Source organism: Chitinophaga nivalis (assembly GCF_025989125.1).
Lineage (GTDB): Bacteria > Bacteroidota > Bacteroidia > Chitinophagales > Chitinophagaceae > Chitinophaga > Chitinophaga nivalis.
The window spans coordinates 4,962,571-4,987,106 of sequence record NZ_JAPDNR010000001.1; the positions used below are offsets into that span (position 1 = coordinate 4,962,571).

A 24,536-nucleotide genomic window follows, 5' to 3' on the forward strand; every position below is an offset into this window, starting at 1 on the left:
ACATGGGCTACAATGCACCATTGTACTGGCCTTTCCAGAGGAATGATTTGCTTGAAATCTACCGGAATAACGGGGTGTATAACAACACAGGGTTAATTTTTAAAATGCTTCGCAAAGATATAATTTTCTTTATTATTATAGAATTTTTACAAGCATTTATTTTGTTAACCGAACGTTAAGAAAAAAACCAGCTAAATGGCTGTGGCAGCGCAGTTACCCCTTATTATAACCAGTGTAAAACGTACACGTTTTCCCGATTAGAAAACATCCCGGAAATGCATCAGCTGATACTCAGCCTGATAGAAAGTAATAGCAATGATATCGAACCGGATAGTAGCCGGGTGTAAGGCAAAATATTCCAGGTAGGCAGCTGCCGCCGTCTGTATGTTTTCCTGCTTCCGGAAATCCACCGCCATTTCCGGCCAGCCATACCGCGCTCCCCTCCGGGTTTTCACTTCAATAAAATAAAGCCGGCCTTCCCGGCAAGCGATGATATCCAGTTCTTTCCGTTCATATTTCCAGTTGGTATGTAATATCTGACAGTACTGCCGTACATAAGCCTGTGCTACGGCTTCTCCGCGTTCTCCGAGGATCAGGTGATCCGACATATGAGGTGGTTATTAACGGGTTAATCAAACAGGTATCCCAAATAATTCAGTGTATACCAGCGAAATTACCTTGTAAAATAATGATTTAATCTGCGGTTTCCCGTTATTTTTGCAGGCATATAAAAATTACACTGTAAAACAGATTCACGATATATGAAATTATTCAGACTGGACGGGAAAGTACAACATTATGCCTGGGGCGGATATCAATATATTCCGGCATTGCTGGGCATTGCAGCCACAGATAAACCCAGCGCAGAGTATTGGATGGGCGCTCATACCAGCGCACCAGCTGTTATTACAACCGGCAACGGCCCGGTAACACTGGACCAACTGATCGCACAGGACCCGGCTAACCTGGTAGGTCCCCAGGTATGGGAACAGTTCCGGCAGCTGCCCTACCTCTTCAAAATACTGGATGTAAAAGACATGCTGTCTATTCAGGTACATCCGACCAAAGCCGAAGCAGAGAAAGGATTTACGAGAGAGAATGAAGCAGGTATTCCCTTAAATGCACCACACCGTAATTATAAAGATGCTAACCATAAACCGGAAATCATGGTGGCTCTCAGTGAATTCTGGCTCTTGCATGGTTTTCTGCCACACGAACAACTGCAACAGGTATTACAGACCGTTCCGGAGTTTGTATCACTGGCAAGCATATACGAACAGGAAGGTTATTACGGACTGTATAAAAATGTGATGGAAATGCCGCAGGCGCTGGTGAACATTCTCCTGCGTCCGCTCACCGACCGCATGATACCGGCTTATAAGGCAGGTAAACTTCCCAAATCAGATCCTGGATTCTGGGCAGCCCGCGCGGTACTGAATGATCCGGATAGCGCAGAAAAAATAGACCGGGGTATCTTCTCTATCTATTTCTTCAACATCGTACAGGCGCAACCGGGAGATGCCGTATTCCAGGATGCAGGCATCCCGCATGCGTATCTGGAAGGCCAGAACGTAGAGCTGATGGCTAATTCAGACAATGTTCTCCGTGGCGGTCTGACCCCCAAGCACATTGATGTACCGGAATTATTACAACACACCCGCTTTGAAGGTGTACATCCGCATATTATTAAAGGAGAGCTGCATGCAGACGGACTGGAAAGAAAATATCCTTCTCCGGCGCCGGATTTTGCAGTTAGTAATATAACCCTGCAACCAGGTCAGGTTTATACGCATACCACTACAGCGGCTGAAATCCTCATTGTCATGGAAGGCGATGCCGACATCATTGGCACTGAAGCGCTGGCCCTGCATAAAGGACAATGCGTATTTGCTGCCTACGACGCTACCTACCAGATCAAAACAAACAATGGCGTTATGCTGTTTAAGGCTACTGCCAACAACTAAGTCTTTGTTTAGCTGATATTTTTTTCAGGAAGATGATCACCGGAACCCGTGTTCATCTTCCTGAAAAATAAAATAGTAGTCTGTTTAATTAATGACAATCACAGTTTTCCCCCTTCCTTTTCCTTCCCGGCTGTGTGCAATAGCCTCCGGTGCTTCTTCCAGCCGGATTTCATTTTCTACCGGTACTTTCAGACTGCCTTTGTCTATAGCCTGAGAAAGCTGCTCCAACGAGGCGGCAGAACCTTTTGTTTCGAAGTTCCCCCCCCGGATATTTTTAGCAGCCAACACAGCTTCATCCGCAACAAAAACCGTAGTCGCCGCAGCGCCACCGGGTTTCACCAATGCCACATAGCTATTAAAGCCGGCGGCATCACTCACCAGATCAATCAAACCATCGATGCCCTGCGGAAAAAGGTCCTGGACCTGTTGCAGCAAAGGCGCCTGCTGGTAATTAATGGTATAGGCGGCACCCAGTCCTTTCATACGGGCAGCAGCAGCCTCATCGCCCACCGTGGCAATTACCTGCAATTGCTGCGCTGCCGCCAGCTGGGTAACAAAAGAACCTACCCCTCCGGTAGCCCCATTGACCAGCAATGTAGCGCCGGCAGGAAGGGCCAGTGTTTCCAGGAGCTGCTGGGCAGTCATACCGGCGGTAGGTACCGCTGCTGCTGCAATCGCGCTGATACTGGCCGGCGTCTGTGTAACCGATGCCGTTTCCGGTACAATGGCATATTCAGCATAGGAACCTTCTCCAATGGGCATATGAATAAACTGTCCGTAGATCTGATCACCTGTTTTAAAACGGGTAACACCGGCGCCCACTTCCTCCACAATACCCGCGCCATCTACCCCCATGATCAGCGGAAACTGATGCGGTATTTTTCCGTCATTCATAATGCCATCGGTCATTTTCCAGTCAAACGGATTAATACCGGCGGCTATTACCTTTACCAATACGGTACCTGGCCTGACGGCCGGTTTGGGCAGATCCATCACAACAGGATGTTCTTTAAATGCAGCTACTGCTACGGCTTTCATAATGCATGATTTTTTGTAGAAAATGAAAAAATCGGAAATGAAAAATCGGATTACTTAAATCACCCGCCAGTCCCAGGCAACCACCAGCCAGTCTATGCCTTGTTCATCGGCATAGCTATGAATGGTTTGAAATCCCACACGAGCGTGGGCTGCCTGTGAACGCAGATTGGCAGCACTGATTTCTGTCACCAAACAATCGTAGGTATCGGCGAAGAGTTCCCGATGGTGTTCATACAGTTTATCAAATATACCTTGACCACGATGGCCTTCCTTTACACATACCTGTCCCATAAAATAATAGCGCAGGTCTGATAACGACGTACCGTTCAACGATAAGCCGGCAGTAAGTTTTACCATCGTGTTCATGATCTCGATGTCATTACTGGCGGCTGGTGATGTGGCCAGGGCATAGCCAGTAATATCGTCTCCGGCTTTGGTAATCGGCTGCGGCATATCTTTCATCATACGTAAGATATCCGTTTCGCTGTACTGAAAGGTAAGAAATCCCTGGGAAGCAGCGGCGGCAGCTTCCAGGTGTTGTACGAGATTACTGTGTTGAAGTGCCAGCAGGGCATTGATCTCTGTTGATTCCAGTGTCGTCGGGTGGTTCATATTAAATTGTGGGTTTGATGATAATAACTGGTTAGATCCAGGGGTTAAGGGTTCACTTTCGGGTGCTAAAATAGCAATTACCCCCGGATGTTTCAGCTATCAAAGCGCATTATTTATAAATCTTTCCGCCACGACAACGTGTATTTGTTACACCGTAGCGGTTTGCGGCGCACTGCCGTTATCCGGATATCCTACCGGCCGGACTGGTACGGCATATTGCCGGAGGGCAGGCACCGACACCATTGTTTTCTCCGGATACCGCAATGCGGTAAGGCTCCCGCCGAATACACATCCCGTGTCAATGTCGATGGTCCGGTTCAGCCATTGTGGTACAGGCACCGGCGTATGGCCGTATACTACCATGGCGGTACCTGTATACGCCAAAGCCCAGTTGTACCTGACCGGTAATCCGTATTCATCTGTTTCGCCGGTGGTTTCCCCGTACAAACAAAAATCCCGGACCGCTGCGGAAGCACGCCCCTGCATGTTTTCCTGCAGGCCTGCGTGGGCTACTACCAGTTTTCCATCGTCGAGTACATAGTGGCTGCAAAGCCGGTCCAGGAAAGTCTTTACTTCCTCCAGGAATTCCGGCGTTTCACCCGCCAGCTGTGCTACGGTGATTTCCAGGCCATAGCGCAGGTGTACATTTTTACCCTCCAGGTAACGTAACAATTTGGCATCGTGATTACCTGGCACGCACAAGGCATATCCATTTTCCACCAGGTGCATCACCAGCCGCAACACCTGCGGTGATTGAGGCCCCCGGTCTACCAGGTCGCCCAGGAACACCGGTTTTCTGAATGTCGTATATCCGTTGGCGGTAGTAGCCACAGGTGCGCTGATAAAGCGACATTGCTCCCGGTCAATGACATATCCCAGCTGTTCCAGCAGGATACACAGTTCATCATAACAACCATGTATATCGCCGATGATATCAAAGGGGCCATGGTCGTCCTGCCGGTTGTTATGCAGCGGGTTCAGTGAAATGGTTTCCAGCTGGGCAACAGCGGCTTCGGAATGAAGTTCAAAGACGTGCCGGAACCCTTCCTTTCTCAGGTCCCGGATATGCCGGCGAAGTTGCAGGCATTGCTGGGTAATAACGGAGGCATCCAACTGCCGGTCGGCACGTTGTACATTTCGCTCCTGACACAGTTGTTCCGGCATATTCAGGACTACTGCTACCGGCAGCAGGTGGTGTTCGCGGGCCAGCCGGATCCAGTCGCTGCGATACGCAGGTTGTACATTGGTGGCATCGATGACTGTCAGCAGCCCTTTCTCCAGTCTTTTGGCCGCAATATAACGGGCCAGTTCAAAAGCGGCGGCCGACACGGTCTGATCATTTTCATTGTCACTGAGCATCGCCCGGCAGGCATCAGAGGAGATGATGGCCGTGGGCTTAAAAAACCGGCGGGCAAAAGTGGATTTACCGGCCCCGGAAGGACCGATTAACACCACCAGTGACCGCTCCGGTATAGCAATATGTGACAGGCTATTTCTTCTGGCCATAAAATTTCTCTCTTATACTTACCAACAATTTCCCGGCCAGCTGCGGATCAGGATGTTCCGGCAGGTCTGCTACGGCATACAGCTGTTCCATCTGCTCAATTTTTGCAGCAGCCATTTCCAATAATTCATCGTAGGTAAAAGCACCCTGACGGATACGCAGCAGGAAGTCCCGGTCGTGGCGGTATACCCGTACTTCCCGGTACTTTGCAATTTCTTCGGCCATCGTCAGCAACCGGAAGGTATGCATCATGTGTTTGGTGTCGTAGCCGGCGCCCAGCGCCTGATTATGCCGGTAACGTTCGTCGTTGCGTAAGGCTACCCACTCCCACCATGCCGCAAAATCCTTACAATAAACCGTATAGGCATCTTTATTAAAATACAATACGGTCAACGGTTCCACACCTGCAGGAATGGTACTTAACTGTACATCATTGGCGGCATCACCGGAACAAATGCCCTTAAAGGGCACCTCTCCTGCAAACTGCTGCGGATGATACAAGGCATAGGCATCCCGGAAATGGTCTATTTTACTGAGTCCGCAGTCGGCCGCTGCCAGCTTGTTTTCGTGTAGCCATTCCAGTAATGGCATACTACGGCTGCCAGCTACCACGTAACAGAACTCCGGTACCGTTTTGCGGGTTTCCGGAAAGGTCTGGTTCATTTTTTTATGCAGGCCACGGGACTTTTTGATCTGTGTTTTGGCATAGCCGGCAAACGTATCCAGACATAACCTCGAGAGGAAATCTTCCGGCCGGATCAGGTCCATCAGCGGATGCCGGTATAATTGGTTACCCTCGGTGGTACTCAGCAGTTCCAGGATATTGGGATTGTTTTTCTCCAGCAATTCCAGGAAACGTTTGATTTCAAAATACACTTCATCGTTGGTCGCGTTAGCTACCTGATCGGTGTAGGTCATGCCATACAGCTCAGGTTGCGGTAATATATAGATGCCCTTGAGATCTGTATCGGACGTTGGCAGGTGCAGGTTATAGGCCCGGCTGCCGCTGATACATTCCAGGAGCAGGTATTCCCGCTGTTGCTGTAAACGCTCAATTGTCATTGCTGATGTATTTTCTGAAAATGCTGTTCAGTTCCACGGTATCATTTCTAAGCACAGGCAGCTCTGCAGACGCTATTTTACATTCATCCAGCGTGTAGGCGATCCAGTTATGCAATGCCGCTATGGGCGCGATGTAGGTACTTTCGTCAGCGTCCGCCTTTAAACGGAGCAGCGCTTCCACTTCCTGTTGCAACGCGTCGTCGGTAATCAGGGTACGTAACCGGCTGAACTCCATCGGCGGCACACCTTTACCAGCCAGAATCCACTGACAGGCCAGCATGGGCCGTAACACATAGAAATATTTTTTCAGTTTTACTTCCGGTCCCTGCAGCTGGCTGCTGAAGGTATTCCAGGCCATCGACAGGTAGTGATGACAGGCAGCCCGGGGAGAATAGTACTTTTCCCGCAGTGTATTGAGTAGCTGTCTGAAATCGCTGGTTTCCTGGTACACGATGGGTGACTGCAGCCACTCGTATAACGGCGCATTGGATTTCAGGAATAGCTGCAGCCCTTTCTTGAGGTCCCAGCCGCTGACGTCCAGTACTTCATTCACCGGCAGTTCAATCACATCCCGTAAGTCCGTAATACTCAGGTAGTCGTTGATATGGCGCGTATAAATAAAACGAACGTCATAGTCACTGTCTGGCGAAGCAAAGCCCCAGGCACGGCTCCCCGATTCGCAGGCATACAGTATTTTCACCTGGTGTTCGGCTTCTATGGCTTTTATCTTTTCTAAGATGATGTCTTCCATAATGATTCTTGTTTTTAATGGTTCCCGGCAGAATCTTCCTGTCCGGCATGCTGGCTGTGGTAACAGCCGGTGGTATATGCTCCATACGGTACCGGTCCCTTCTCCCGGATGGCCGCTCTTTTTACCGGTTGTCTGATGCGATGAATCGCCGCAGGAGAATGACTGCAAGATTCGCAGCCGGGCAACGTGTAGTCGTAGTAGTTAATAACACTTTCCAAAATTACGAATTACAGGCTAAGAATACTACCTCCGTTGGCAGTTTTATCGGATAAAGTGCATACCCTCTGCGCGTTGATTAATTCTTCCCGTCGTATTTGCTATTCTATGTTTACTCTATTATATTTGTAGACTAATAAAAACAGATATCGTTATGTCAAACAAGCCCCTCCACTTCGACACCCTGCAGGTACATGCCGGTTATCAACCAGACGAAACCACCCGATCTGCTGCTGTGCCTATTTATCAGACTACTTCCTACACTTTTGACAGTGCGGAGCATGCGGCCGACCTCTTCCAGCTGAAGCAATTCGGCAACATCTACACCCGTATCATGAATCCCACCACGGATGTATTTGAGAAAAGAGTGGCTGCACTGGAAGGTGGCGTGGCAGCACTGGCGGTAGCTTCCGGCCAGGCTGCGCAGTTTATTGCCCTGCACAACATCCTGCTGCCGGGCGATAACTTCGTGACCTCCTCCTACCTCTATGGCGGTACCTACAACCAGTTTAAGGTCAGCTTTAAAAGGATTGGCGTGGAAGCCCGCTTTGCCGACCTGGACAAACCGGAAACCTTTGAAGCCCTGATCGATGAAAACACCAAGGCCTTGTATGTGGAAACCATTGGTAATCCCGGGTTTTCCATTCCGGATTTCGAGAAAATAAGTGCCATAGCCCGGAGGCACGACCTGCCGCTGGTGGTAGACAATACTTTCGGGGCGGCCGGTTATCTCAGCCGCCCGCTGGAACTGGGCGCCAATGTGGTCGTACAGGCAGCCACCAAGTGGATCGGCGGCCACGGTAACAGTATCGGTGGTATCATTGTGGATGGGGGCAACTACAACTGGGGCAACGGCAAGTTCAAACAGTTCAGTGAAGCGGATGAAGCCTACCACGGCCTGAAGTTCTGGGAAGTCTTCGGCGCCGACAGTCCTTTTGGCAACATCGCCTATATAATACGTGCCCGGGTGACGGGTCTTCGCTCCTGGGGTCCCGCACTGGCGCCGCAAAACTCTTTCCTCTTCCTCCAGGGACTGGAAACACTTTCCCTGCGGGTACAACGTACTGTAGACAATGCCCTCGCACTGGCCGAATGGCTGGAGCAGCAACCGCAGGTACTGTCTGTCAATTATCCCGGATTACCCGGCAATCCATACCATGCCCTGGCTAAAAAATACCTCCGCAACGGTTTCGGCGGCGTACTCAGCTTCAAAATTAAAGGGGGCAAAGAGGCAGCCGATAAATTCGTACAGGCATTACAGTTAATTTATCACCTGGCCAATGTAGGAGATGCCAAAACCCTGATCATCCATCCGGCTACAACTACGCACCAGCAATTAAGTGAGGAAGAGCAAAAAGCCGCCGGCGTAGAGCCAGGACTGCTGCGTATTTCACTGGGTATAGAACATATTGATGATATCAAGGGAGATATTGCACAGGCATTTGAACAGATTGATTAATCACTTTCGTATAGCCATTACGGTATGAGGGGCAGGAAGTCTGGCTCCTTATACCGTAATGCATTATTCTTCCTGTCCTTCCTTACTGCCTTTACCCAGCTTAATTTTCACCTTCCCGTCTTTGCCCTCGGCCGCATGCAGGCGTATGACAATACCCTTTTTGCTGCGCCGGCGTTTTTCTTCCGGATCTGTAATGGCCGAATCCCTTGCCGGGTTCCGCAACGGAATCGCCAGGTTGATATTGGTACCCCCATCTATGCCATACACGCCATCTACATCTATATTCACGGCGCTCGATGCAATACGCATCGCCGGAATCAGAATTTTATTGCCTTCTACCCGGAAAGTATTGCTGAGGTTTTCAAACGTGATACTGTCCAGCCGCCGCCGCCGGAATACAAAATTCCCGATATCTTCCAGCGGGCCGAAATTCACCAGCGCACCCTGTTTCAGGTTAAAGTTGATCGTACCGAACAACGATCGTTTCGCCAAGGTGCCATCATCCAGGATATTACCGCGGATATTGGCTTTCGCGGCAATGATGCCCCGCAGATTCGTGGATTGCAGGGCTTGCATACCGAAATTATCAAAGGCATAAAACAGCTGCCCGATATGTACATTATTGATATTGGTGTTAATCTGGAAGGTATTGTTTTTTCCCTGTTGCTGCACCTTACCGGTTAGTGTAATATTGCCGCCGGCATGCTGCAAGGCAATCTGTTTCAGCAGTATATCCGTTTGCGTGAGTGCCAGGGAAGCCTTCACCTGCTGTGCGGTGAAATGATTAAAGACTACCTTATCCAGCTTCACCTCCATCCGGGCATTGCTCGCCTCCAGCACGGCATCCAGTTGTTTGGATACCCGGCTCATTTTAGCCTGCTGTGCAGTAGCCGGCCGCTTTCCTTTTTTACGGAGTCCCAGGAAACTCTTGAATTCATTCAGGTCTACCAGCGGACTACGGATATTCCAATCCAGGTCAATCTTTTCGGGCGCCGTAAAATATAAGTTCAGCAGGTTGGCAATCTTACCATCCATCAGCAAGGTACTTTTACCCGATTGAATCCGGATGTTTTGCAGCAGCAGGTCTTTTCCGGTAAAGCGCAGGGTGGCGCTACAGTCCTGGAAAGAGAGGTTACGCGGCAGGTAGGTAAAGGCGCCTTTCTGTATATGTACCAGGCCTTCCAGGGAAGAAGGCGTATTGTCGTCTTTCAGGAGCGGGCCGGTGTAATACAAATCCGCATCCGCGCTGCCTCCTTTAAAGGTAAGCGGTATATCTCCTCCCGGGTCATTCAGGTCGGCGAGCATAAACTGCGATTGGAAATGCCCGTGCAGCAAGGGTTGCTTAAGGTTGACCACCCGGATGGTATCTGCTTTCAGCGTGACGCCGGCGACATCCGCCCGCAGACCAAAAATATTCACGGCTGAATTCTCGTCATTATGTCCCCTGTCGGGGATCACCTCATTATTAAAGCGACCGGTAAAATCGCAATGGGTCCATTCGCCCATGGTGGTTTGCAGTACGTTGTCATTTGTTTTCCAGGTAACCACCACCCGTGGCGTATCCCGGTATTTCAAATGCCCCTGTAAATCCGCTTCCGCATCCAATGGCTTAGATAAGGTAATGTTATTTAATTTGGCTGTGATATTAGGCGACAGCCAGGAAGCCGCTTCTTTCAACAGTACCTGCTGCGCGGTGATCTTCAGGTGGAAGGCCGGTGGCTTACGGTCGAATGAAAATTGTCCGCCGATTAACACAGGCCGGTCGTTGATCCGGATCTCCTGTTGGGGAACCGTCATCACTTTGGTACGTTTATCAAAAGACAGTGACAGATTCAGTTGCAGGGTTTTATCTTTCAGATAACTGCCTTTCGTTGTATTAAAAGCAAAGTCCTTCGCCAGCATATCTGATAACATGGTAAAATGCAGGGCAGTATCGGTTGCCTGCATATGGCCGGCCAGGTGGTTAATATCCAGGTGAAACAGCTTTTGTTTCTGGTGGTTCTCAATAAAAAAATGAATCTTCTCCAGCGACAGGTGCTGAATATTGGCGTCTTTGGAAGTACCCCCGGATTTTCCGGAGGACTTACCCTGGAATACATAGGTATTGGAATACCCTGTACTATCCGTAAACAGATAGATGGTACCGTCGTTCAGGGAGATATCACTCACTTCTACGTGCTTCCGCAACAGGGATAACGTATTCACCCGTACGAAAATATAGTTGACATCCACCAGCGCATGATGGTGTTGCTGCCAGCCGCTATCCTGCAGCACTACTTTCTGCAAACCAAGCGACACATGCGGGAAACTCCGCCACAGGGAAGCATCCATGTCTGCAATCGTCAGGGTACCATTGATTTCTCCGTTGAGCTGACTGGTGATTTGTTTCAGGAACGTGGCTTTATTGGCATGTATGTACCAGGTTAGTCCCAGCACCAATAACAATACCAGCCCGATTATGATCCCTCCGCCAATTAAGATAATCCTGAGCCATTTGCGCATGCAACCAAGTTTAAATGAAAAGTTAAGCAGGACAGCCTGTCATACAGTTACAGGTAGATAATTTTACCCGTATATCTGCCGACAATACCATTCATCAATAAAATTTACGAATTTCAATGCAGCAATGATGCACAGATAAAAGATATATGGACTATAAACCCGTTATCCGGTACATCCTGCATCACCCCATTTATGTTTCTCCCAAACACAATAACATCATGAAAAGGATTTTGTTGTTACTTCTCCTGACACCGCAGCTACTTGCTGCACAACATGTACATCCTGCAAATACAATACCGGCGGCTAAGACCGTGGCATATGATCTGTATATTCATGACACGATTGTTAACTATACCGGCAAAAAGGTACACGCCATGGGCATCAATGGCCGGATACCTGGTCCTGTATTGTATTTCACGGAGGGAGATACGGCCGTGATCCGGGTGCACAACGAAATGATGCATGAGACTTCCCTCCACTGGCACGGGCTATTACTCCCCAATCTGATGGATGGCGTCCCCTATCTCACGACACCGGCTATACGTTCCCATACTACCTATACCTATACGATTCCGCTGCGGCAATCCGGTACCTATTGGTACCATTCTCATACCATGCTGCAGGAACAAAGCGGTGTATATGGTTCCATTGTGATACAGCCCCGGCAACCGCGGTATAAAACCGATGGCGATGCCGTACTGCTGTTTTCCGACTGGACCAACGAATCGCCGCATGAAGTGATGCATACCCTCCGCCGTAAAGACGAAGCCAATGAATGGTATGCCATTAAAAAAAAGTATCCGCAAAGCCTGGACAAACTGCTGCAACATAAAGCCTGGGGAGAGCGGGTGCGTTATGCGTGGCAAAAGATGCCCCCCATGGACCTCAGTGATGTGTATTATCATGCCTTCCTCTTAAACGGCGCGCGCTCCCTGTCTCTCGCCGGTTATGCACCTGGCAGCAAAATCAGGTTGCGGGTCGTCAACGGTTCTTCTTCTACGTATATGCACCTGCAATATGCCGGTGGCCCCCTGGAGCTGATCGCCGCCGATGGCGTGGATGTGCAGCCGGTGAAAGTCGGGCGTATCCTGATCGGGATTGCGGAAACCTATGATTTCCTGCTAACGGTGCCGGCTACCGGCACCAGCGAGTTAAGGGCTACTGCACAGGATGTGACCGGCTATGCTGCTGCCTGGCTGGGACGCGGCGACACTATCCGTGCGCCGGATATACCTGCTCCCGATGTGTGGCGGATGAGTGGCATGATGGCCCTTACCGCCGTTAACATGCCCGACGCCATGCAAATGGATCATGGCAATGGTATGGACCATTCCCTGATGGATATGGATATGAATATGGACACTAACGTTATGGACCATACGAAAATGAACCATCCTCCTGATAAGCAACCGGCACAGCAGGATACTAACGCCATGGACCATACGAAAATGAATCATGCCGCCATGCATCATGGTCAATCCGATAAAATGGCAATGGCGCCTGTGAACAGGGAGCCATCATCCGCCACGGAGGCGCCGGTATTTAATTACCACCTGCTGAAAGCGCTTCACCCTACTGCATTTCCGACCCATCAACCGGTACGCCGGGAAACGCTGCGGTTAAACGGTAACATGTACCGCTATGTATGGCGGATCAATAATAAAACCCTGTCTGCTGCTGATAAGCTATTGATAAAAAAGGGAGAGATTGTACAGTTCGACCTGGTGAATGAAACCATGATGAACCACCCGATGCACCTGCACGGGCACTATTTCCGGGTGTTGAACAAACAGGGTGATTTTTCACCGCTGAAACATACCGTAGACGTACCGCCGATGAGCACTGTAAAGATTCAGTTTGAAGCCAGTGAAGACAAAGACTGGTTCTTTCACTGCCATGTCTTATATCATATGATGACCGGTATGGCGCGTATCGTTTCGTATGAAGGCAGCGTCAGGGATACCGCCTTACGGGATTTTCCGTTGAAGACCATGCTGAAAGAAGACCGGGAATGGCTGTTTTATGGCAGCCTTGCCGCTAAAAGTCATATGGCCGAACTAAAGGCCAACTACCTCAATGCAGCCAATGCCTTCCGGTTGGAAGCGGATGCCAATTATTCGGGGCAGTACGAAGCGGATGTCAGTTACGAACGTTATGTCAATGATTGGTTCCGGCCTTACATCGGGGTAACCAGTCTGCGGCAAACCTATTACCAGCTGTTCAGCGGCAAGGAGGTCTTTGAGCAGGAAGCGGAGTTGTTGCCGGTCATCGGGGTACGGTATACCCTGCCGTTTTTTATTGAGTCGGATCTGCGCATCAACAGTCAGGGGCGGGTGCGGCTGGCGCTGGAAGGCGAACAGTGGTTGCTGCCGCGTTTATTCTTTAACTGGCAGGCCAATACCGACTGGGAATATCACCTGGATCTCCAGTATATGCTGGGTAAAAAATGGTCGCTTTCCGGTGGCTATGATTCGCGGTACAGATGGGGCGGTGGTTTACTGTGGCGGTTTTAAACAATATAGATCAATAAAAAACGGCCCGGAGAGCATTCTCCGGGCCGTTGTATAAATATGATCTGCATTGCAGCCTTAATCGTCTAATTTCAGTACTGCCAGGAATGCTTCCTGCGGTACTTCTACGTTACCGATCTGGCGCATACGCTTTTTACCTTCTTTCTGTTTCTCCAGGAGTTTACGTTTACGGGAGATATCACCACCATAACATTTAGCGGTAACGTCTTTACGCATCGCACTGATGTTTTCACGCGCTACGATTTTCGCACCGATAGCAGCCTGGATAGCGATGAGGAACTGCTGACGTGGCAACAGCTCTTTCAGCTTCTCACACAGTTTACGACCGAAGTCCTGAGCACGGCTGCGGTGAATCAGGGCGCTCAATGCATCCACTTTATCACCGTTCAGCAGGATGTCCATTTTCACGATATCACTGTCACGGAAACCGATAGGTGTATAGTCAAATGAAGCATAGCCACGGGTCTGACTCTTCAGTTTATCATAAAAGTCAAATACGATCTCTGTCAGCGGCAGTTCAAACATCAGCTCTACCCGGGTAGTGGTCAGGTAGCTCTGGTTCAGCAGAATACCACGTTTACCGAGACACAGGGTCATGATGTTACCGATGTATTCCGGTTTGGTGATGATCTGCGCCCGGATGAAAGGCTCTTCGATCCTGTCCAGTTTGGTAGGGTCGGGCATTTCACTGGGGTTATTTACGATGACTGTGCCTTCGTTGGTGGTGTGGGCAATAAAACCTACGTTGGGTACGGTAGTAATTACCGTCTGGTTAAACTCCCTTTCCAGGCGTTCCTGTATGATTTCCATGTGGAGCATACCCAGGAATCCGCAACGGAAGCCAAAGCCCAATGCCTGGGAGGTTTCCAGTTCGTAGGTCAGGGAAGCGTCGTTCAGCTGCAGTTTATCCATGCAGTCGCGCAGCTCCTCGAAGTCTTCGGTAACTACCGGGAAGATACCGGCAAATACCATGGGTTTTACTTCCTGGAATCCCTTGATGCCTTCTGTACACGGTTTGTTAGCCAGGGTGATGGTATCCCCTACTTTTACTTCACGGGCATTTTTGATACCTGTGATGATATAACCTACGTCGCCGGTAAATACTTCTTTTCTGGCTTCCAGTCCGAGTTTGAGGATACCTACTTCATCCGCTTCATATTCATCACCAGTATTTACAAACTTGATTTTATCTCCTTTTTTGATGGTACCGTTGAAGATGCGGAAATAAGCGATGATACCGCGGAAAGAGTTAAATACGCTATCGAAGATCAGTGCCTGTAATGGTTCATCGTTGCTACCTTTGGGCGCCGGAATGCGGCTCACAATGGATTCCAGGATTTCTTCAATACCAATACCTGTTTTACCGGATGCCAGGAGGATATCTTCGTCTTTTACGCCAATCAGTTCTATGATCTGGTCTTTCACTTCTTCAATCATCGCGCCGGGCATATCAATTTTATTGATTACCGGAATGATTTCGAGGTCGTTTTCCAAAGCAAGATACAGGTTGGAGATGGTTTGTGCCTGGATACCCTGGGCAGCGTCTACCAGCAGCAGGGCGCCTTCACAGGCGGCCAGTGCGCGGGAAACTTCGTAGGAGAAGTCTACGTGACCGGGCGTATCAATCAGGTTAAACACATATTGTTCGCCGCTTTTGGCGGTGTAATTCATCTGGATGGCATGACTCTTAATGGTGATCCCTTTCTCTCTCTCCAGGTCCATGTCGTCCAGTACCTGGGCCTGCATGTCGCGGTCAGAAATGGTTTTGGTGTGTTCCAGTAATCGGTCAGCCAGGGTACTTTTACCGTGGTCAATATGGGCAATGATACAAAAATTGCGAATATTCTTCATATGATGATTTGCGGTTCCATCGGTATACGGTACAATTATGCCATAAACCGTTTCAGCCGGCAAAGGTATTGAAATTAGTTCATTAGTTAATACGATAATGCAAGAGAATTCCTAATTCAAAGGTACTTTAACAGATTGATGTGCAGATAACAGTGCCTATTTTAAGAAAAATTAAGAAGAGAGATATTTTTACCTGTTTTCTCAGAAAAAAGCGTTAATATCCCTGAAAACATTTGTTCATTATAAATCAATAGCACCATGGACCTGAAGCAACAATTTGAAGCAGCCAAGGAATTAAGTAAAAGCTTGCCCACGAAGCCATCCAATGAGATCCTGTTACAGTTATATTCTCTCTATAAACAAGGTTCTACCGGAGATGTGGATACAGATCCGCCATCCAATCCGTTTGATTTTGTGGAGAAAGCCAAACACGAAGCCTGGTCTGGCCTGAAAGGAAAAACCCAAGAGGCGGCCATGCAGGAATACATTGACCTGGTGAACCGGCTGAAACAATAATAGTTATTGCTATCTGACAAATAATACGTCTGACCGGCAGCAGTGCAGCTGTACAACGCTGCGCTGCTGCCGGTTATGTATTATAACTATCTTATCAAAATCCCCCGCTTGCACTTAAACAGCCCAAAAAGCCTTACTTTTGGGCCTATGATACCAGCATATACAATAAGCGAAAAGACACAGCATTTTCTGGCACTGGAAGAACAGTATGGCGCGCACAATTACCATCCGTTACCGGTAGTACTTGAGCGCGGAGAAGGTGTTCATTTATGGGATGTTGATGGCAAACGTTACTACGATTTTTTATCTGGTTATTCTGCAGTTAACCAGGGACACTGTCACCCCAAAATTATTGCGACCCTGATAGCACAGGCGCAAAAGCTCACCCTTACTTCCCGGGCCTTTTATAATGACCTGTTGGGCGAATACTCCCGGTTCATTACCCAATACTTCGGGTATGACAAAGTATTACCGATGAACACCGGCGTGGAAGCCGTTGAAACGGCCCTGAAACTTTGCCGTCACTGGGCATACATCGTCAAAGGTGTTCCTGAAAATGCGGCTAAAATCATTGTATGCGCCAATAACTTCCACGGCCGTACGTTAAATGTCATTTCATTCAGTACAGATCCCACAGCACGTAATAACTTCGGACCTTTCATCAGTGGTTACGAGGTCATTCCCTATAATGACCTGCCCGCACTGGCAAAGGCCTTACAGGATAAAAATGTAGCCGGGTTCCTGGTAGAACCTATACAGGGTGAAGCCGGTGTAATGGTACCGGATGAAGGGTATTTATCCAAAGCCTTTCAGTATTGCCGCGATGCCAATGTATTGTTCATTGCAGATGAAATCCAGACAGGACTTGCCCGTACCGGTAAGATGCTGGCCTGCGACCATGAAAATGTGCGGCCGGATATCCTTATCCTTGGAAAAGCTTTATCTGGTGGAACCTTACCGGTGAGTGCCGTATTAGCCGACGACGAAATTATGCTGACCATTAAACCAGGTGAACACGGTTCTACCTATGGTGGCAACCCGTTGGCCTGTAAAGTGGCGATCACGGCATTACAGGTACTAAAGGACGAAAAGCTGGCGGAAAATGCGGCAGCCATGGGACAACTGCTACGGCAGGGATTACTGGATCTGCAATCGCCCTATATTTCCCTGGTACGCGGTAAAGGCTTGCTGAATGCTATTGTTATCAAACATAAAGATCCGGAAGCGGCGTGGGATTTATGCCTGACGCTCAAGGAAAACGGCCTGCTGGCAAAGCCTACGCACGGCGATAAAATAAGATTTGCACCACCCCTCACCATTACCGCAGCACAGATTGCGGAGTGTGTGCAGATCATCAAAAAGAGTCTCGATGAGGCTTTGAGCTAATAACGCTATGACAACAACACACAAAGCCATCCGTAGTTCCGGATGGAAAACAGATTTCATCATTGGCTTTCCGGATGGTCTCTTTCTTTTGTTCTTTGCCACACAGGTAATCCAGGTATTTCCGATGGAAGTACAATCCTTTTATACGCTCCAGCTGTGTATCTGGGTTGCCGGCAGCATACTGGTGATGTTCAGTGCCTTTCAGGCCAATAAAGGGGATACACAGCATGATAGCTCCCTGATGACTGAGGAGGAACGCATAAAACTGCAACGGCTGGATATCAACGACCATACCATTACACACATTGAGCAGGAAATGGAAAAGGATGCCCGGCTGTGGGAACAAACACTGGAAACAGAGCAGGTAACAGAAATAACGTTTAACCGTTCCCGTGCCATACAAAGCGCGTTGTTTACCGGCTTTTTTTTCCTGTTGGGCGGCGCCCTCTCTTTAGGGCCTTATCTGTCTAATGAAAATTTTCCGGCGGCATCACAAACGAGTATGATGCTGGTATTTCTGGGGCTCACAACTTTTAGTTTTATCAAAGCTAAAATCACGGCGCAACGGCCGGTACCTGTTATCTTACGTTACTGGCTCACCGGACTGGGGATCTTCCTGGTTGCCTGGGTATTGCACCGCCTGATATAAAGTAATTTTTTTGTTGGATCCGGGTATTATGCAGCATAATACCCGGATCTTTTTTTATTACCTGTAGCCAGCTTATTTGGTGGTACGGGTAAACAGCACACATCCAAACGCTACCAGCGCACCGGCCAGTGATAAATACAAGGCGATACCTGTTTGCGGGCACTCTCCCATCTCACAACGGGCAAACAGCACCATATTACGGAAAGTCCATGCCAGCAAAAATCCGGATACAAAGAGATTGATCCGGCCAATCCACTTATTACGGATCAGGAACAATATAATGGCCATTATACTCAGTATAATATTCAGCCGGCCAGGCTCCCCATAGCTGGACCCCGTAGTATTAAGACCTGTAAAAACAAGCTGTCTGCTTTCAATCGCAGACCAGGGAAAAAAGGCACACACCATTACCAGCAATGCTGCCAGTATACCAATTATAGCCGTCCTGGACATATATTTCTTTTTTAGGGGAGCAAAGGTAGTAATAAAGCAGCACGAATATATCACCTCCTTCCCGGCCGGATTTTCTTTGAAAGCAATTTTACTAACTGCATCTTTGTGTAAACAACCCTATTCATGACCGGAAGCACGCTTTTACCACTCACTACTCAGGAAATACAGGCCTTGCAACAACTAAAGCGGGAAATGTTTCGCGGATTTGTTTTACTGCTGATGGTAACCCTTGCCTTTGCCGCTTTTTTTATCCGCGTACTGGCGGAGTTGTTTACCCCCCATTTTACGGCAGATGGATATCTTATCCTGGCATTCTGTGCCTTTATTACCGGGATGGGTAGTTTTACCGCCCACGGCCAATACTGCAAAATACAGCTGCTGCGTAAAGACCTGCAGGAAGGCCATAAAATATGGATACAGCAAAAGATTCTCCGGCTGCAGCTCCCCCAGGGTGCGGTACGTACCAGCGCCTTCAGTTTGCTGGAGCTGCCGGGTTTTTCCTGGCAGATCAATTACGTGAGAGGCGCTTTACAACAGATCAACCGTATTGCGGAACTACAACCAGGAGATATGGTTACGCTGGAAGTAACGCCCCATTACAGTATTGCTTTATTACTCCGGAAGGAAACCATTTAAATACCCTGATAGCGTATATTAATTACCGTTAGTTCCCAGTTATTACTAACTATATAAAATCCTGCTATACACGGTTTATTTTTAGCTGTTTTTCTTTTGTAAAGATGCCAGTCATCTATCTAAAAAAACAGGTAACATACCACCTATCTCAACAGATAAAACAGAAGTATTACTACAGCGTATATCCGTCATAGTTATGCCATATAAACCACATTGGTCTAATTAGTTGCTGCAGCCGCCAGACAGCTATCAACGGCCTCTTGCGCGAAGCAGGCATCAAGTATCTTATTTTGCACTGCTGTAAGATGACAGCACTGCAGACAGACCGTTTATGCTAAGATGGAAAAGTGGAGGTAAGATGATAAAAAAAGAAGCGGTAAGAATACCGCTTCCAATAATTTAACCATATCCTATGAAAAACCTGCACCAAAGATAGCCGTATCCGTTATGCCGGCCATATTAATCTGGTGAACGCATCATTTTTTCCCGGGAACGTGCTGTTTTTTACTTTCTGCATGTCGGATAACTCATAGGATATGATGCCCTGCGAAATCAGGTGTCATATCTTGTCGTTGTACTTTTTTGTGGATAGCATAGCGGCAGCGGCCATGCAACCGAAGTCACCATAAAAAAGGGATCAGTCGGTGTGTGCGCTGCTGATAGTGACTGTAGGCATCCGGGAAGAGATCGCATAGTAATTTTTCTTCTGCCCCTATCTTCACACATAAACCCAGTGTATACAGTACCGTTATGAACATACCGGGCCAGCTGCCGGTAACCAGACAGGTGCCGGCCAAAGCCATGATAAATCCGGTATAGATGGGATGTCTGACCCAATGGTATGGGCCGCTCACAATCAGCTCATGCGCTTTCTTCGCCGCCACGCCGCCACTCCAGTTCACGCCCAACATCAGCCGCGACCAGATACACAAACCAATGCCCACTATACATAACACCGCGCCGGTTAGCTGCCAGCCAGCCGTAGCGGGTAATATGCGTACCCTGTTATTGATAAACACCGGAAGATATAATAACACAAACGCCAGTACGTAGCCCATAAAGGCCATGACTTGCTGCTGCCTGGTTCTATGTTGTACATTTTCTTTGGTCGCATTCCGGAGTAGCCCCCAACAAACAATAAACAGGGCCCAGCCAACAAAAGAAATCCACATGCAGGTATTCATAAATAAGGAATGATTTTCTGAGGTAATGGTTTCGGTTCCCGGATACGGTGACAGGACCGCAGTTAAAGATAAGGAATAATAGCATCTGCCGGCGCAGCCATCATAGTCTACTGATATAGTAGGAAACCTGTGATTAAATTGCAATCGTTTGCATTAATTTCGAAGTACGCATCTGTATCTACCAGCTTTCTTTTTCAACCTACAAAACCCTAATAATGAGGTATCATTTCCGATCAGCCCTGTTGCTGATAAACGCGCTGCTCTTCGGCGCCTGTCAGAAAGAACAGGTCTACAACCAGCCTGCGGCTGCCACCCAGGCTACCTACACTGCCACTGCCCGATCATCGCACCCCGATGAAGCATTAACACCTGGTGGATGGCGACCAAAATCCAACGTCCACCGGCTGGCGCCAGGTCAATACCTGGATGCTTCCAATGGCCGGCTGCGTACGCGGGACCGCGCCACCCGGCAGGTTGTCAGCGACTACGGTCTCATTGAACAAAACAGTGTACCATCACGTCAGACACAGCGGCTGGAAGAGGGCTGGATTACCAGCACCCGCTGGACCAACAAAACCGGCAGCCCGATTTCCTATTTCAGTACCAAATGGACAGTACCACCAGTTCCCAAGTCGTCCAACGGACAAACTATTTTCATCTTCAATGGCATCGTGAATTCAGACGCCATCCTGCAACCCGTTTTGCAATGGGGGCCTTCTGCAGGAGGTGGCGGCGAATACTGGACTATTGCCTCCTGGTATGTGACAAGAACCGGCCTCGCATGGTACACTGATCCGGTACGCGTCAAACCCGGCACCAATCTGCATGGCGTTATCACCCTTACAGATTCTGTTGGTACTGATTATTGCTACACAGCTTCCTTTTCCGGCTATCCTGCTACTGCTTTTGACGCGCAAATCATAGAAGAACTTACCCTGGCTACAGAGGCCCTGGAAGCCTATAATGTTACCGTCTGCTCTGACTACCCGGCCACTACCAAAACCAGGATGCACAGTATTGAACTAAAAACAGATAATAAACAGGCGCCGCTTTCCTGGAATGTACTTGACCAGGTGAGGGATTGCGGGCAATACTCCAAAGTAGTGACCAATGGAACCCCCAAAGGCGTCGTCGACATCTTTTATTAATGCGGTCTTACCCGATCCATGCTGATTTCAATCACCATTCAATTAAGCTACTGATATCATAAAAGCCTTTTCTGTCAAGGTTTTCATACTCCGGTGCCTTATGCCATGCCACTGTAACCGTTTGCGCACATGAGCACCTGTAATCAGTATCCGATAGCTTTTCCATACGCTTTTTCGTCATTTTTTTTATCAACCTACAAAACACTTATATGAGGTATCATTTCCGATCAGCCCTGTTGCTGATAAACGTACTGCTCTTCGGCGCCTGTCAGAAAGAACAGGCTGATAACCAGTCTGCGGCTGCCACCCAGACTGCTTCCACTGCCCGGTCAGCGCACCAAGATAAAGTATTAACGCCCGGTGGCTGGCGGTCCCGGTCTGATGTTCACCTGTTGGCGCAGGGACAATATCTCGATGCTTCCGATGGCCGGCTACGTACGCGGGACCATGCCAGCAGGCAGGTTATCAGCGATTACGGCCCGGTTGAAAAAGCCAGCGGCCACGCGCCTTTTTTTCCGCTACAAGCCAAAGCATCCTCCAGTGGGGATGGTGGCTGGGTTACCTGCACCCGTTGGGGCAATAGAACCGGTAGTCCGATTTCTTATTTCAGCACCAAATGGGTGGTACCACCGGCGCCAAAGGACGTCAACGGACAAACTGTTTTCATCTTCAATGGCATGGTGAATTCCAGCGCTATCCTGCAACCCGTCTTGCAATGGGGTGTTTCTGCCGCCGGTGGTGGCGACTACTGGGCCATTGCCACCTGGTATGTGGGGGCATCCGGTCTGGCATGGTACAGTGATCTGGTACGGGTGAAGCCTGGTACGACTCTTCAGGGGCTTATCACTATTGCAGATTCGCTCTCGGGGAGTTATAGCTACAGGGCTTCCTTTCCCGGTTATTCCAAGACTATATTTGACACCCATCACATAGAGCAGCTCAAATGGGCTACAGAGGCCCTGGAAGCCTACTCCACCTACACCTGCGCGACCTATCCGGCCACCACTAAAACCAGGATGAGTAACATTGACGTTAAAACAGGCAGCATCCAGGCGCCGCTTTCCTGGGAAATAGTGGACTACATAACGGATTGCGGACAACACTCCAAAGTGGTGACCGATGGAAGCTCCAATGGGATCGTCGATCTCTTCTATAAAAAGTAATCTTACCGGATCCGGTGTTATTGCAACCACCATTCACTTAAGATACAGATGTTATAAAAGCCTTGCCTGTCAAGGCTTTTATAATTAAGGAAGCTACCATCATCCGTAAGGTGGTACATGCAATACCGCTGCAATCGTTTGTACTAATTTAGGACCACGCATCAGTATCCAATAGCTTTTCCATTATCCTTTTCGTTACCCTTTTCTTTACCCTGCAAAACCCTGATGTATGAGCAACCATTATCTATCAGCCTTGTTGCTGATAAACGCCCTGCTCTTTGGTGCCTGTCAGAAAGAACCTTCCAAAAACACACCTGACGGCGCTTTAACGGAGCAAACCACTTCCAATGAAGCCAATTCCCGGTTATCGCACAGCGATGAAGTATTAACCCCCGGTGGATGGCGGCCCAAAGCAAAAGTCGGGCTGGTAGACACAGATCAATACCTGGATGCCCAGGATGGCCGGCTACGTAAGCTGGACCGCCATAGCAAACAGGTATTGGCCGATTATGGCCCGATAGAACAAACCAAAGGCACCGAGCCTGATTATCCGCGTAACGTAAATGTACCGGCACGCCATGTGCTGCCGCTGGGCTCCGGATGGATTACCTACACGCACTGGACCAACACTTCCGGTAAGCCGATTTCTTATTTCAGTACCAGCTGGGTGGTGCCGCCTGCCCCCAGTGTGCCTGCCGGACAAACCATTTTTCTCTTTAACGGATTGCAGAACTCCAATTACATCCTGCAACCGGTTCTGCAATGGGGCCCTTCTGCCGCCGGCGGCGGTAACTACTGGGCGATTGCCAACTGGTATGTAGATGGCGCTTCCGGCCCTGCCCAGTACAGTAACCTGATACGGGTCAACCCCGGTACCAACCTGCAGGGCATCATGGCCCTCACAGGTTCCAGCGGCAGCAATTACAGTTATACGTCTTCCTTTACGGGGTATCCCAGTATCACATTAGCCGTGAATAACATTCAGCAGCTTAATTGGGCAGCAGAATCCCTGGAAGCCTATTCCGTTTCCTCCTGCTCCAATTATCCGGCTACTCCCAAAACGCGGCTGACCAACATCGAAATCAGAACCGGCAGCACCCAGGCGCCACTCTCCTGGACTGTAGCCAATCCTATTACGGATTGCGGCCAGCATTCCACTGTGGTGACCAATGGTACGCCCAACGGTGTGGTAGATGTTTTTTACTAAACACGCGCCCCCGTCATAATGCCTAACCGCCAGCATGCTGTGGTACAGGCATTACCTTTATTGGAACTGATGCGCTAAAAGCCTTGCTAGTCAAGGCTTTTATATTACAGTTTTATTTTCAGTCCGTCGTTTTTTTTCATGGTCAGCAAGGCCTCTGCATTGCCTCGCGCATCATCCACGGGATGATGCGTATGTGCCGTTTTACGCAGGTGTTTGAAAGACCGAAACGTATCTTTCGTTAATCCTTTGTAAAGGCTGCCGAGGTTCTGGGAACTATGACCGAATGGGTTGCTCCCAATAAAGTGATGAAAGTACCAGCAGATAAACATCCAGTCGAAACCATTGTTGTCGCTGATAAAAATGGGCCGGTCGTGGCAGGTGGCCGCAATCCAGTGCTGGAAACGGGTCATCACCACGGCAGGATCCTCAAAGGCCAGGGTGGCCTCGCGGGAATGGCGGGAAACGGCCAGTGCTTCCGGAATAAAGCGATCTGATATTGGTTTGAGTTGTCCGTAAAAGGTTTGGTCTAACTGTTCATTTACCAGTATTGCGCCAAAAGAAATCATAGAATAATCGCCAGGTATAGGGCCATCACTCTCGACGTCCACCATTATGTAAGCCATTTGTTATGCAGGTATTAACGTAAGGAAGGGCAAGATAAGCATTGAAATAATTTGCTTACTTTACTATCTGATTTTACCGTT

Annotated in this window: 22 protein-coding genes; 10 read left to right on the forward strand and 12 right to left on the reverse strand. The window is 48.9% G+C overall.

Annotation, left to right across the window (positions count from 1 at the left end; translation table 11 throughout):
* Positions 1-257 precede the first annotated feature (257 nt).
* On the reverse strand, positions 258-608 hold the full coding sequence (locus tag OL444_RS19875; protein ID WP_264730340.1) for a YraN family protein: 351 nt from the start codon (positions 606-608) through the stop codon (positions 258-260).
* A gap of 153 nt (positions 609-761) precedes the next feature.
* Here OL444_RS19875 and manA point away from each other — a divergent pair, with 153 nt between their 5' ends.
* Positions 762-1,964: a mannose-6-phosphate isomerase, class I gene (gene manA / locus OL444_RS19880; RefSeq protein ID WP_264730338.1), complete on the forward strand. Its 1,203-nt coding sequence runs from the start codon at positions 762-764 to the stop codon at positions 1,962-1,964.
* A gap of 84 nt (positions 1,965-2,048) precedes the next feature.
* On the opposite strand, the gene OL444_RS19885 is transcribed toward manA, so the two are convergent.
* From OL444_RS19885 to OL444_RS19910, 6 genes are all read right to left on the reverse strand, one after another.
* Positions 2,049-3,002 carry an NADP-dependent oxidoreductase gene (locus tag OL444_RS19885; RefSeq protein WP_264730336.1) on the reverse strand — a complete coding sequence of 318 codons (954 nt, stop codon included), beginning with the start codon at positions 3,000-3,002 and terminating at the stop codon, positions 2,049-2,051.
* Positions 3,003-3,056: 54 nt separating this feature from the next.
* Entirely contained in the window at positions 3,057-3,614 is a 558-nt protein-coding gene (locus OL444_RS19890; protein ID WP_264730333.1) for a GNAT family N-acetyltransferase, read from the reverse strand.
* A gap of 147 nt (positions 3,615-3,761) precedes the next feature.
* On the reverse strand, positions 3,762-5,120 hold the full coding sequence (locus OL444_RS19895; protein ID WP_264730330.1) for an AAA family ATPase: 1,359 nt from the start codon (positions 5,118-5,120) through the stop codon (positions 3,762-3,764).
* Positions 5,104-6,180 (reverse strand): DNA polymerase beta superfamily protein, encoded by a 1,077-nt coding sequence (locus OL444_RS19900; RefSeq protein ID WP_264730328.1) that lies wholly within the window; start codon positions 6,178-6,180, stop codon positions 5,104-5,106. Before OL444_RS19900 ends, OL444_RS19895 begins: the two co-directional genes overlap by 17 nt.
* On the reverse strand, positions 6,170-6,931 hold the full coding sequence (locus tag OL444_RS19905) for a nucleotidyltransferase domain-containing protein (RefSeq protein WP_264730326.1): 762 nt from the start codon (positions 6,929-6,931) through the stop codon (positions 6,170-6,172). The genes OL444_RS19900 and OL444_RS19905 overlap by 11 nt, the downstream gene beginning before the upstream one ends.
* Before the next feature lie 14 nt (positions 6,932-6,945).
* Complete coding sequence (locus OL444_RS19910; protein ID WP_264730324.1) at positions 6,946-7,149, reverse strand: hypothetical protein; 204 nt, start codon at positions 7,147-7,149, stop codon at positions 6,946-6,948.
* A gap of 152 nt (positions 7,150-7,301) precedes the next feature.
* Here OL444_RS19910 and OL444_RS19915 point away from each other — a divergent pair, with 152 nt between their 5' ends.
* Positions 7,302-8,606, forward strand: a complete 1,305-nt coding sequence (locus OL444_RS19915; protein WP_264730322.1) for an O-acetylhomoserine aminocarboxypropyltransferase/cysteine synthase family protein — start codon at positions 7,302-7,304, stop codon at positions 8,604-8,606.
* 63 nt (positions 8,607-8,669) lie between these two features.
* On the opposite strand, the gene OL444_RS19920 is transcribed toward OL444_RS19915, so the two are convergent.
* Positions 8,670-11,108, reverse strand: a complete 2,439-nt coding sequence (locus tag OL444_RS19920; protein WP_264730320.1) for an AsmA family protein — start codon at positions 11,106-11,108, stop codon at positions 8,670-8,672.
* A gap of 218 nt (positions 11,109-11,326) precedes the next feature.
* Here OL444_RS19920 and OL444_RS19925 point away from each other — a divergent pair, with 218 nt between their 5' ends.
* Positions 11,327-13,621 carry a multicopper oxidase domain-containing protein gene (locus tag OL444_RS19925; protein ID WP_264730319.1) on the forward strand — a complete coding sequence of 765 codons (2,295 nt, stop codon included), beginning with the start codon at positions 11,327-11,329 and terminating at the stop codon, positions 13,619-13,621.
* A 75-nt stretch (positions 13,622-13,696) separates the two neighbouring features.
* Here OL444_RS19925 and lepA read toward each other — a convergent pair whose 3' ends face one another.
* Positions 13,697-15,490, reverse strand: a complete 1,794-nt coding sequence (gene lepA, locus OL444_RS19930; RefSeq protein ID WP_264730317.1) for a translation elongation factor 4 — start codon at positions 15,488-15,490, stop codon at positions 13,697-13,699.
* Positions 15,491-15,748: 258 nt separating this feature from the next.
* Between lepA and OL444_RS19935 the strand changes: the two genes are divergently transcribed.
* The 3 genes from OL444_RS19935 (at position 15,749) to OL444_RS19945 (ending at position 18,041) form a co-directional block, all read left to right on the forward strand.
* Positions 15,749-16,006: an acyl-CoA-binding protein gene (locus OL444_RS19935; RefSeq protein ID WP_264730315.1), complete on the forward strand. Its 258-nt coding sequence runs from the start codon at positions 15,749-15,751 to the stop codon at positions 16,004-16,006.
* 147 nt (positions 16,007-16,153) lie between these two features.
* Positions 16,154-17,392 (forward strand): ornithine--oxo-acid transaminase, encoded by a 1,239-nt coding sequence (gene rocD, locus OL444_RS19940; RefSeq protein WP_264730313.1) that lies wholly within the window; start codon positions 16,154-16,156, stop codon positions 17,390-17,392.
* Between the two features lie 7 nt (positions 17,393-17,399).
* The gene (locus OL444_RS19945; protein WP_264730311.1) at positions 17,400-18,041 is read left to right on the forward strand and encodes a VIT1/CCC1 transporter family protein; all 642 of its coding nucleotides are present in this window, start codon (positions 17,400-17,402) and stop codon (positions 18,039-18,041) included.
* Between the two features lie 72 nt (positions 18,042-18,113).
* Here OL444_RS19945 and OL444_RS19950 read toward each other — a convergent pair whose 3' ends face one another.
* Positions 18,114-18,494 carry a hypothetical protein gene (locus tag OL444_RS19950; protein WP_264730309.1) on the reverse strand — a complete coding sequence of 127 codons (381 nt, stop codon included), beginning with the start codon at positions 18,492-18,494 and terminating at the stop codon, positions 18,114-18,116.
* 123 nt (positions 18,495-18,617) lie between these two features.
* Between OL444_RS19950 and OL444_RS19955 the strand changes: the two genes are divergently transcribed.
* Positions 18,618-19,130, forward strand: coding sequence for a hypothetical protein (locus OL444_RS19955; RefSeq protein ID WP_264730307.1), 513 nt, complete (start codon positions 18,618-18,620; stop codon positions 19,128-19,130).
* A 620-nt stretch (positions 19,131-19,750) separates the two neighbouring features.
* Here the strand turns inward: OL444_RS19955 and OL444_RS19960 are convergent.
* Positions 19,751-20,314 carry a methyltransferase family protein gene (locus OL444_RS19960; protein WP_264730305.1) on the reverse strand — a complete coding sequence of 188 codons (564 nt, stop codon included), beginning with the start codon at positions 20,312-20,314 and terminating at the stop codon, positions 19,751-19,753.
* Positions 20,315-20,529: 215 nt separating this feature from the next.
* Here OL444_RS19960 and OL444_RS19965 point away from each other — a divergent pair, with 215 nt between their 5' ends.
* The 3 genes from OL444_RS19965 (at position 20,530) to OL444_RS19975 (ending at position 23,832) form a co-directional block, all read left to right on the forward strand.
* Positions 20,530-21,462: a hypothetical protein gene (locus OL444_RS19965; RefSeq protein WP_264730303.1), complete on the forward strand. Its 933-nt coding sequence runs from the start codon at positions 20,530-20,532 to the stop codon at positions 21,460-21,462.
* A 209-nt stretch (positions 21,463-21,671) separates the two neighbouring features.
* Positions 21,672-22,625, forward strand: coding sequence for a hypothetical protein (locus OL444_RS19970; protein WP_264730301.1), 954 nt, complete (start codon positions 21,672-21,674; stop codon positions 22,623-22,625).
* A 229-nt stretch (positions 22,626-22,854) separates the two neighbouring features.
* Complete coding sequence (locus tag OL444_RS19975; protein ID WP_264730300.1) at positions 22,855-23,832, forward strand: hypothetical protein; 978 nt, start codon at positions 22,855-22,857, stop codon at positions 23,830-23,832.
* A gap of 104 nt (positions 23,833-23,936) precedes the next feature.
* Here the strand turns inward: OL444_RS19975 and OL444_RS19980 are convergent, their stop codons facing one another.
* On the reverse strand, positions 23,937-24,443 hold the full coding sequence (locus OL444_RS19980) for a 3'-5' exonuclease family protein (RefSeq protein WP_264730299.1): 507 nt from the start codon (positions 24,441-24,443) through the stop codon (positions 23,937-23,939).
* Positions 24,444-24,536 lie beyond the last annotated feature (93 nt).

Coding starts and splice junctions, on each gene's coding strand:
- OL444_RS19875 (WP_264730340.1), bottom strand. CDS start 608: ATGTCGGATCACCTGATCCTCGGAGAACGCGGAGAAGCCGTAGCACAG.
- manA (WP_264730338.1), top strand. CDS start 762: ATGAAATTATTCAGACTGGACGGGAAAGTACAACATTATGCCTGGGGC.
- OL444_RS19885 (WP_264730336.1), bottom strand. CDS start 3,002: ATGAAAGCCGTAGCAGTAGCTGCATTTAAAGAACATCCTGTTGTGATG.
- OL444_RS19890 (WP_264730333.1), bottom strand. CDS start 3,614: ATGAACCACCCGACGACACTGGAATCAACAGAGATCAATGCCCTGCTG.
- OL444_RS19895 (WP_264730330.1), bottom strand. CDS start 5,120: ATGGCCAGAAGAAATAGCCTGTCACATATTGCTATACCGGAGCGGTCA.
- OL444_RS19900 (WP_264730328.1), bottom strand. CDS start 6,180: ATGACAATTGAGCGTTTACAGCAACAGCGGGAATACCTGCTCCTGGAA.
- OL444_RS19905 (WP_264730326.1), bottom strand. CDS start 6,931: ATGGAAGACATCATCTTAGAAAAGATAAAAGCCATAGAAGCCGAACAC.
- OL444_RS19915 (WP_264730322.1), top strand. CDS start 7,302: ATGTCAAACAAGCCCCTCCACTTCGACACCCTGCAGGTACATGCCGGT.
- OL444_RS19920 (WP_264730320.1), bottom strand. CDS start 11,108: ATGCGCAAATGGCTCAGGATTATCTTAATTGGCGGAGGGATCATAATC.
- OL444_RS19925 (WP_264730319.1), top strand. CDS start 11,327: ATGAAAAGGATTTTGTTGTTACTTCTCCTGACACCGCAGCTACTTGCT.
- lepA (WP_264730317.1), bottom strand. CDS start 15,490: ATGAAGAATATTCGCAATTTTTGTATCATTGCCCATATTGACCACGGT.
- OL444_RS19935 (WP_264730315.1), top strand. CDS start 15,749: ATGGACCTGAAGCAACAATTTGAAGCAGCCAAGGAATTAAGTAAAAGC.
- rocD (WP_264730313.1), top strand. CDS start 16,154: ATGATACCAGCATATACAATAAGCGAAAAGACACAGCATTTTCTGGCA.
- OL444_RS19945 (WP_264730311.1), top strand. CDS start 17,400: ATGACAACAACACACAAAGCCATCCGTAGTTCCGGATGGAAAACAGAT.
- OL444_RS19950 (WP_264730309.1), bottom strand. CDS start 18,494: ATGTCCAGGACGGCTATAATTGGTATACTGGCAGCATTGCTGGTAATG.
- OL444_RS19955 (WP_264730307.1), top strand. CDS start 18,618: ATGACCGGAAGCACGCTTTTACCACTCACTACTCAGGAAATACAGGCC.
- OL444_RS19960 (WP_264730305.1), bottom strand. CDS start 20,314: ATGAATACCTGCATGTGGATTTCTTTTGTTGGCTGGGCCCTGTTTATT.
- OL444_RS19965 (WP_264730303.1), top strand. CDS start 20,530: ATGAGGTATCATTTCCGATCAGCCCTGTTGCTGATAAACGCGCTGCTC.
- OL444_RS19970 (WP_264730301.1), top strand. CDS start 21,672: ATGAGGTATCATTTCCGATCAGCCCTGTTGCTGATAAACGTACTGCTC.
- OL444_RS19975 (WP_264730300.1), top strand. CDS start 22,855: ATGAGCAACCATTATCTATCAGCCTTGTTGCTGATAAACGCCCTGCTC.
- OL444_RS19980 (WP_264730299.1), bottom strand. CDS start 24,443: ATGGTGGACGTCGAGAGTGATGGCCCTATACCTGGCGATTATTCTATG.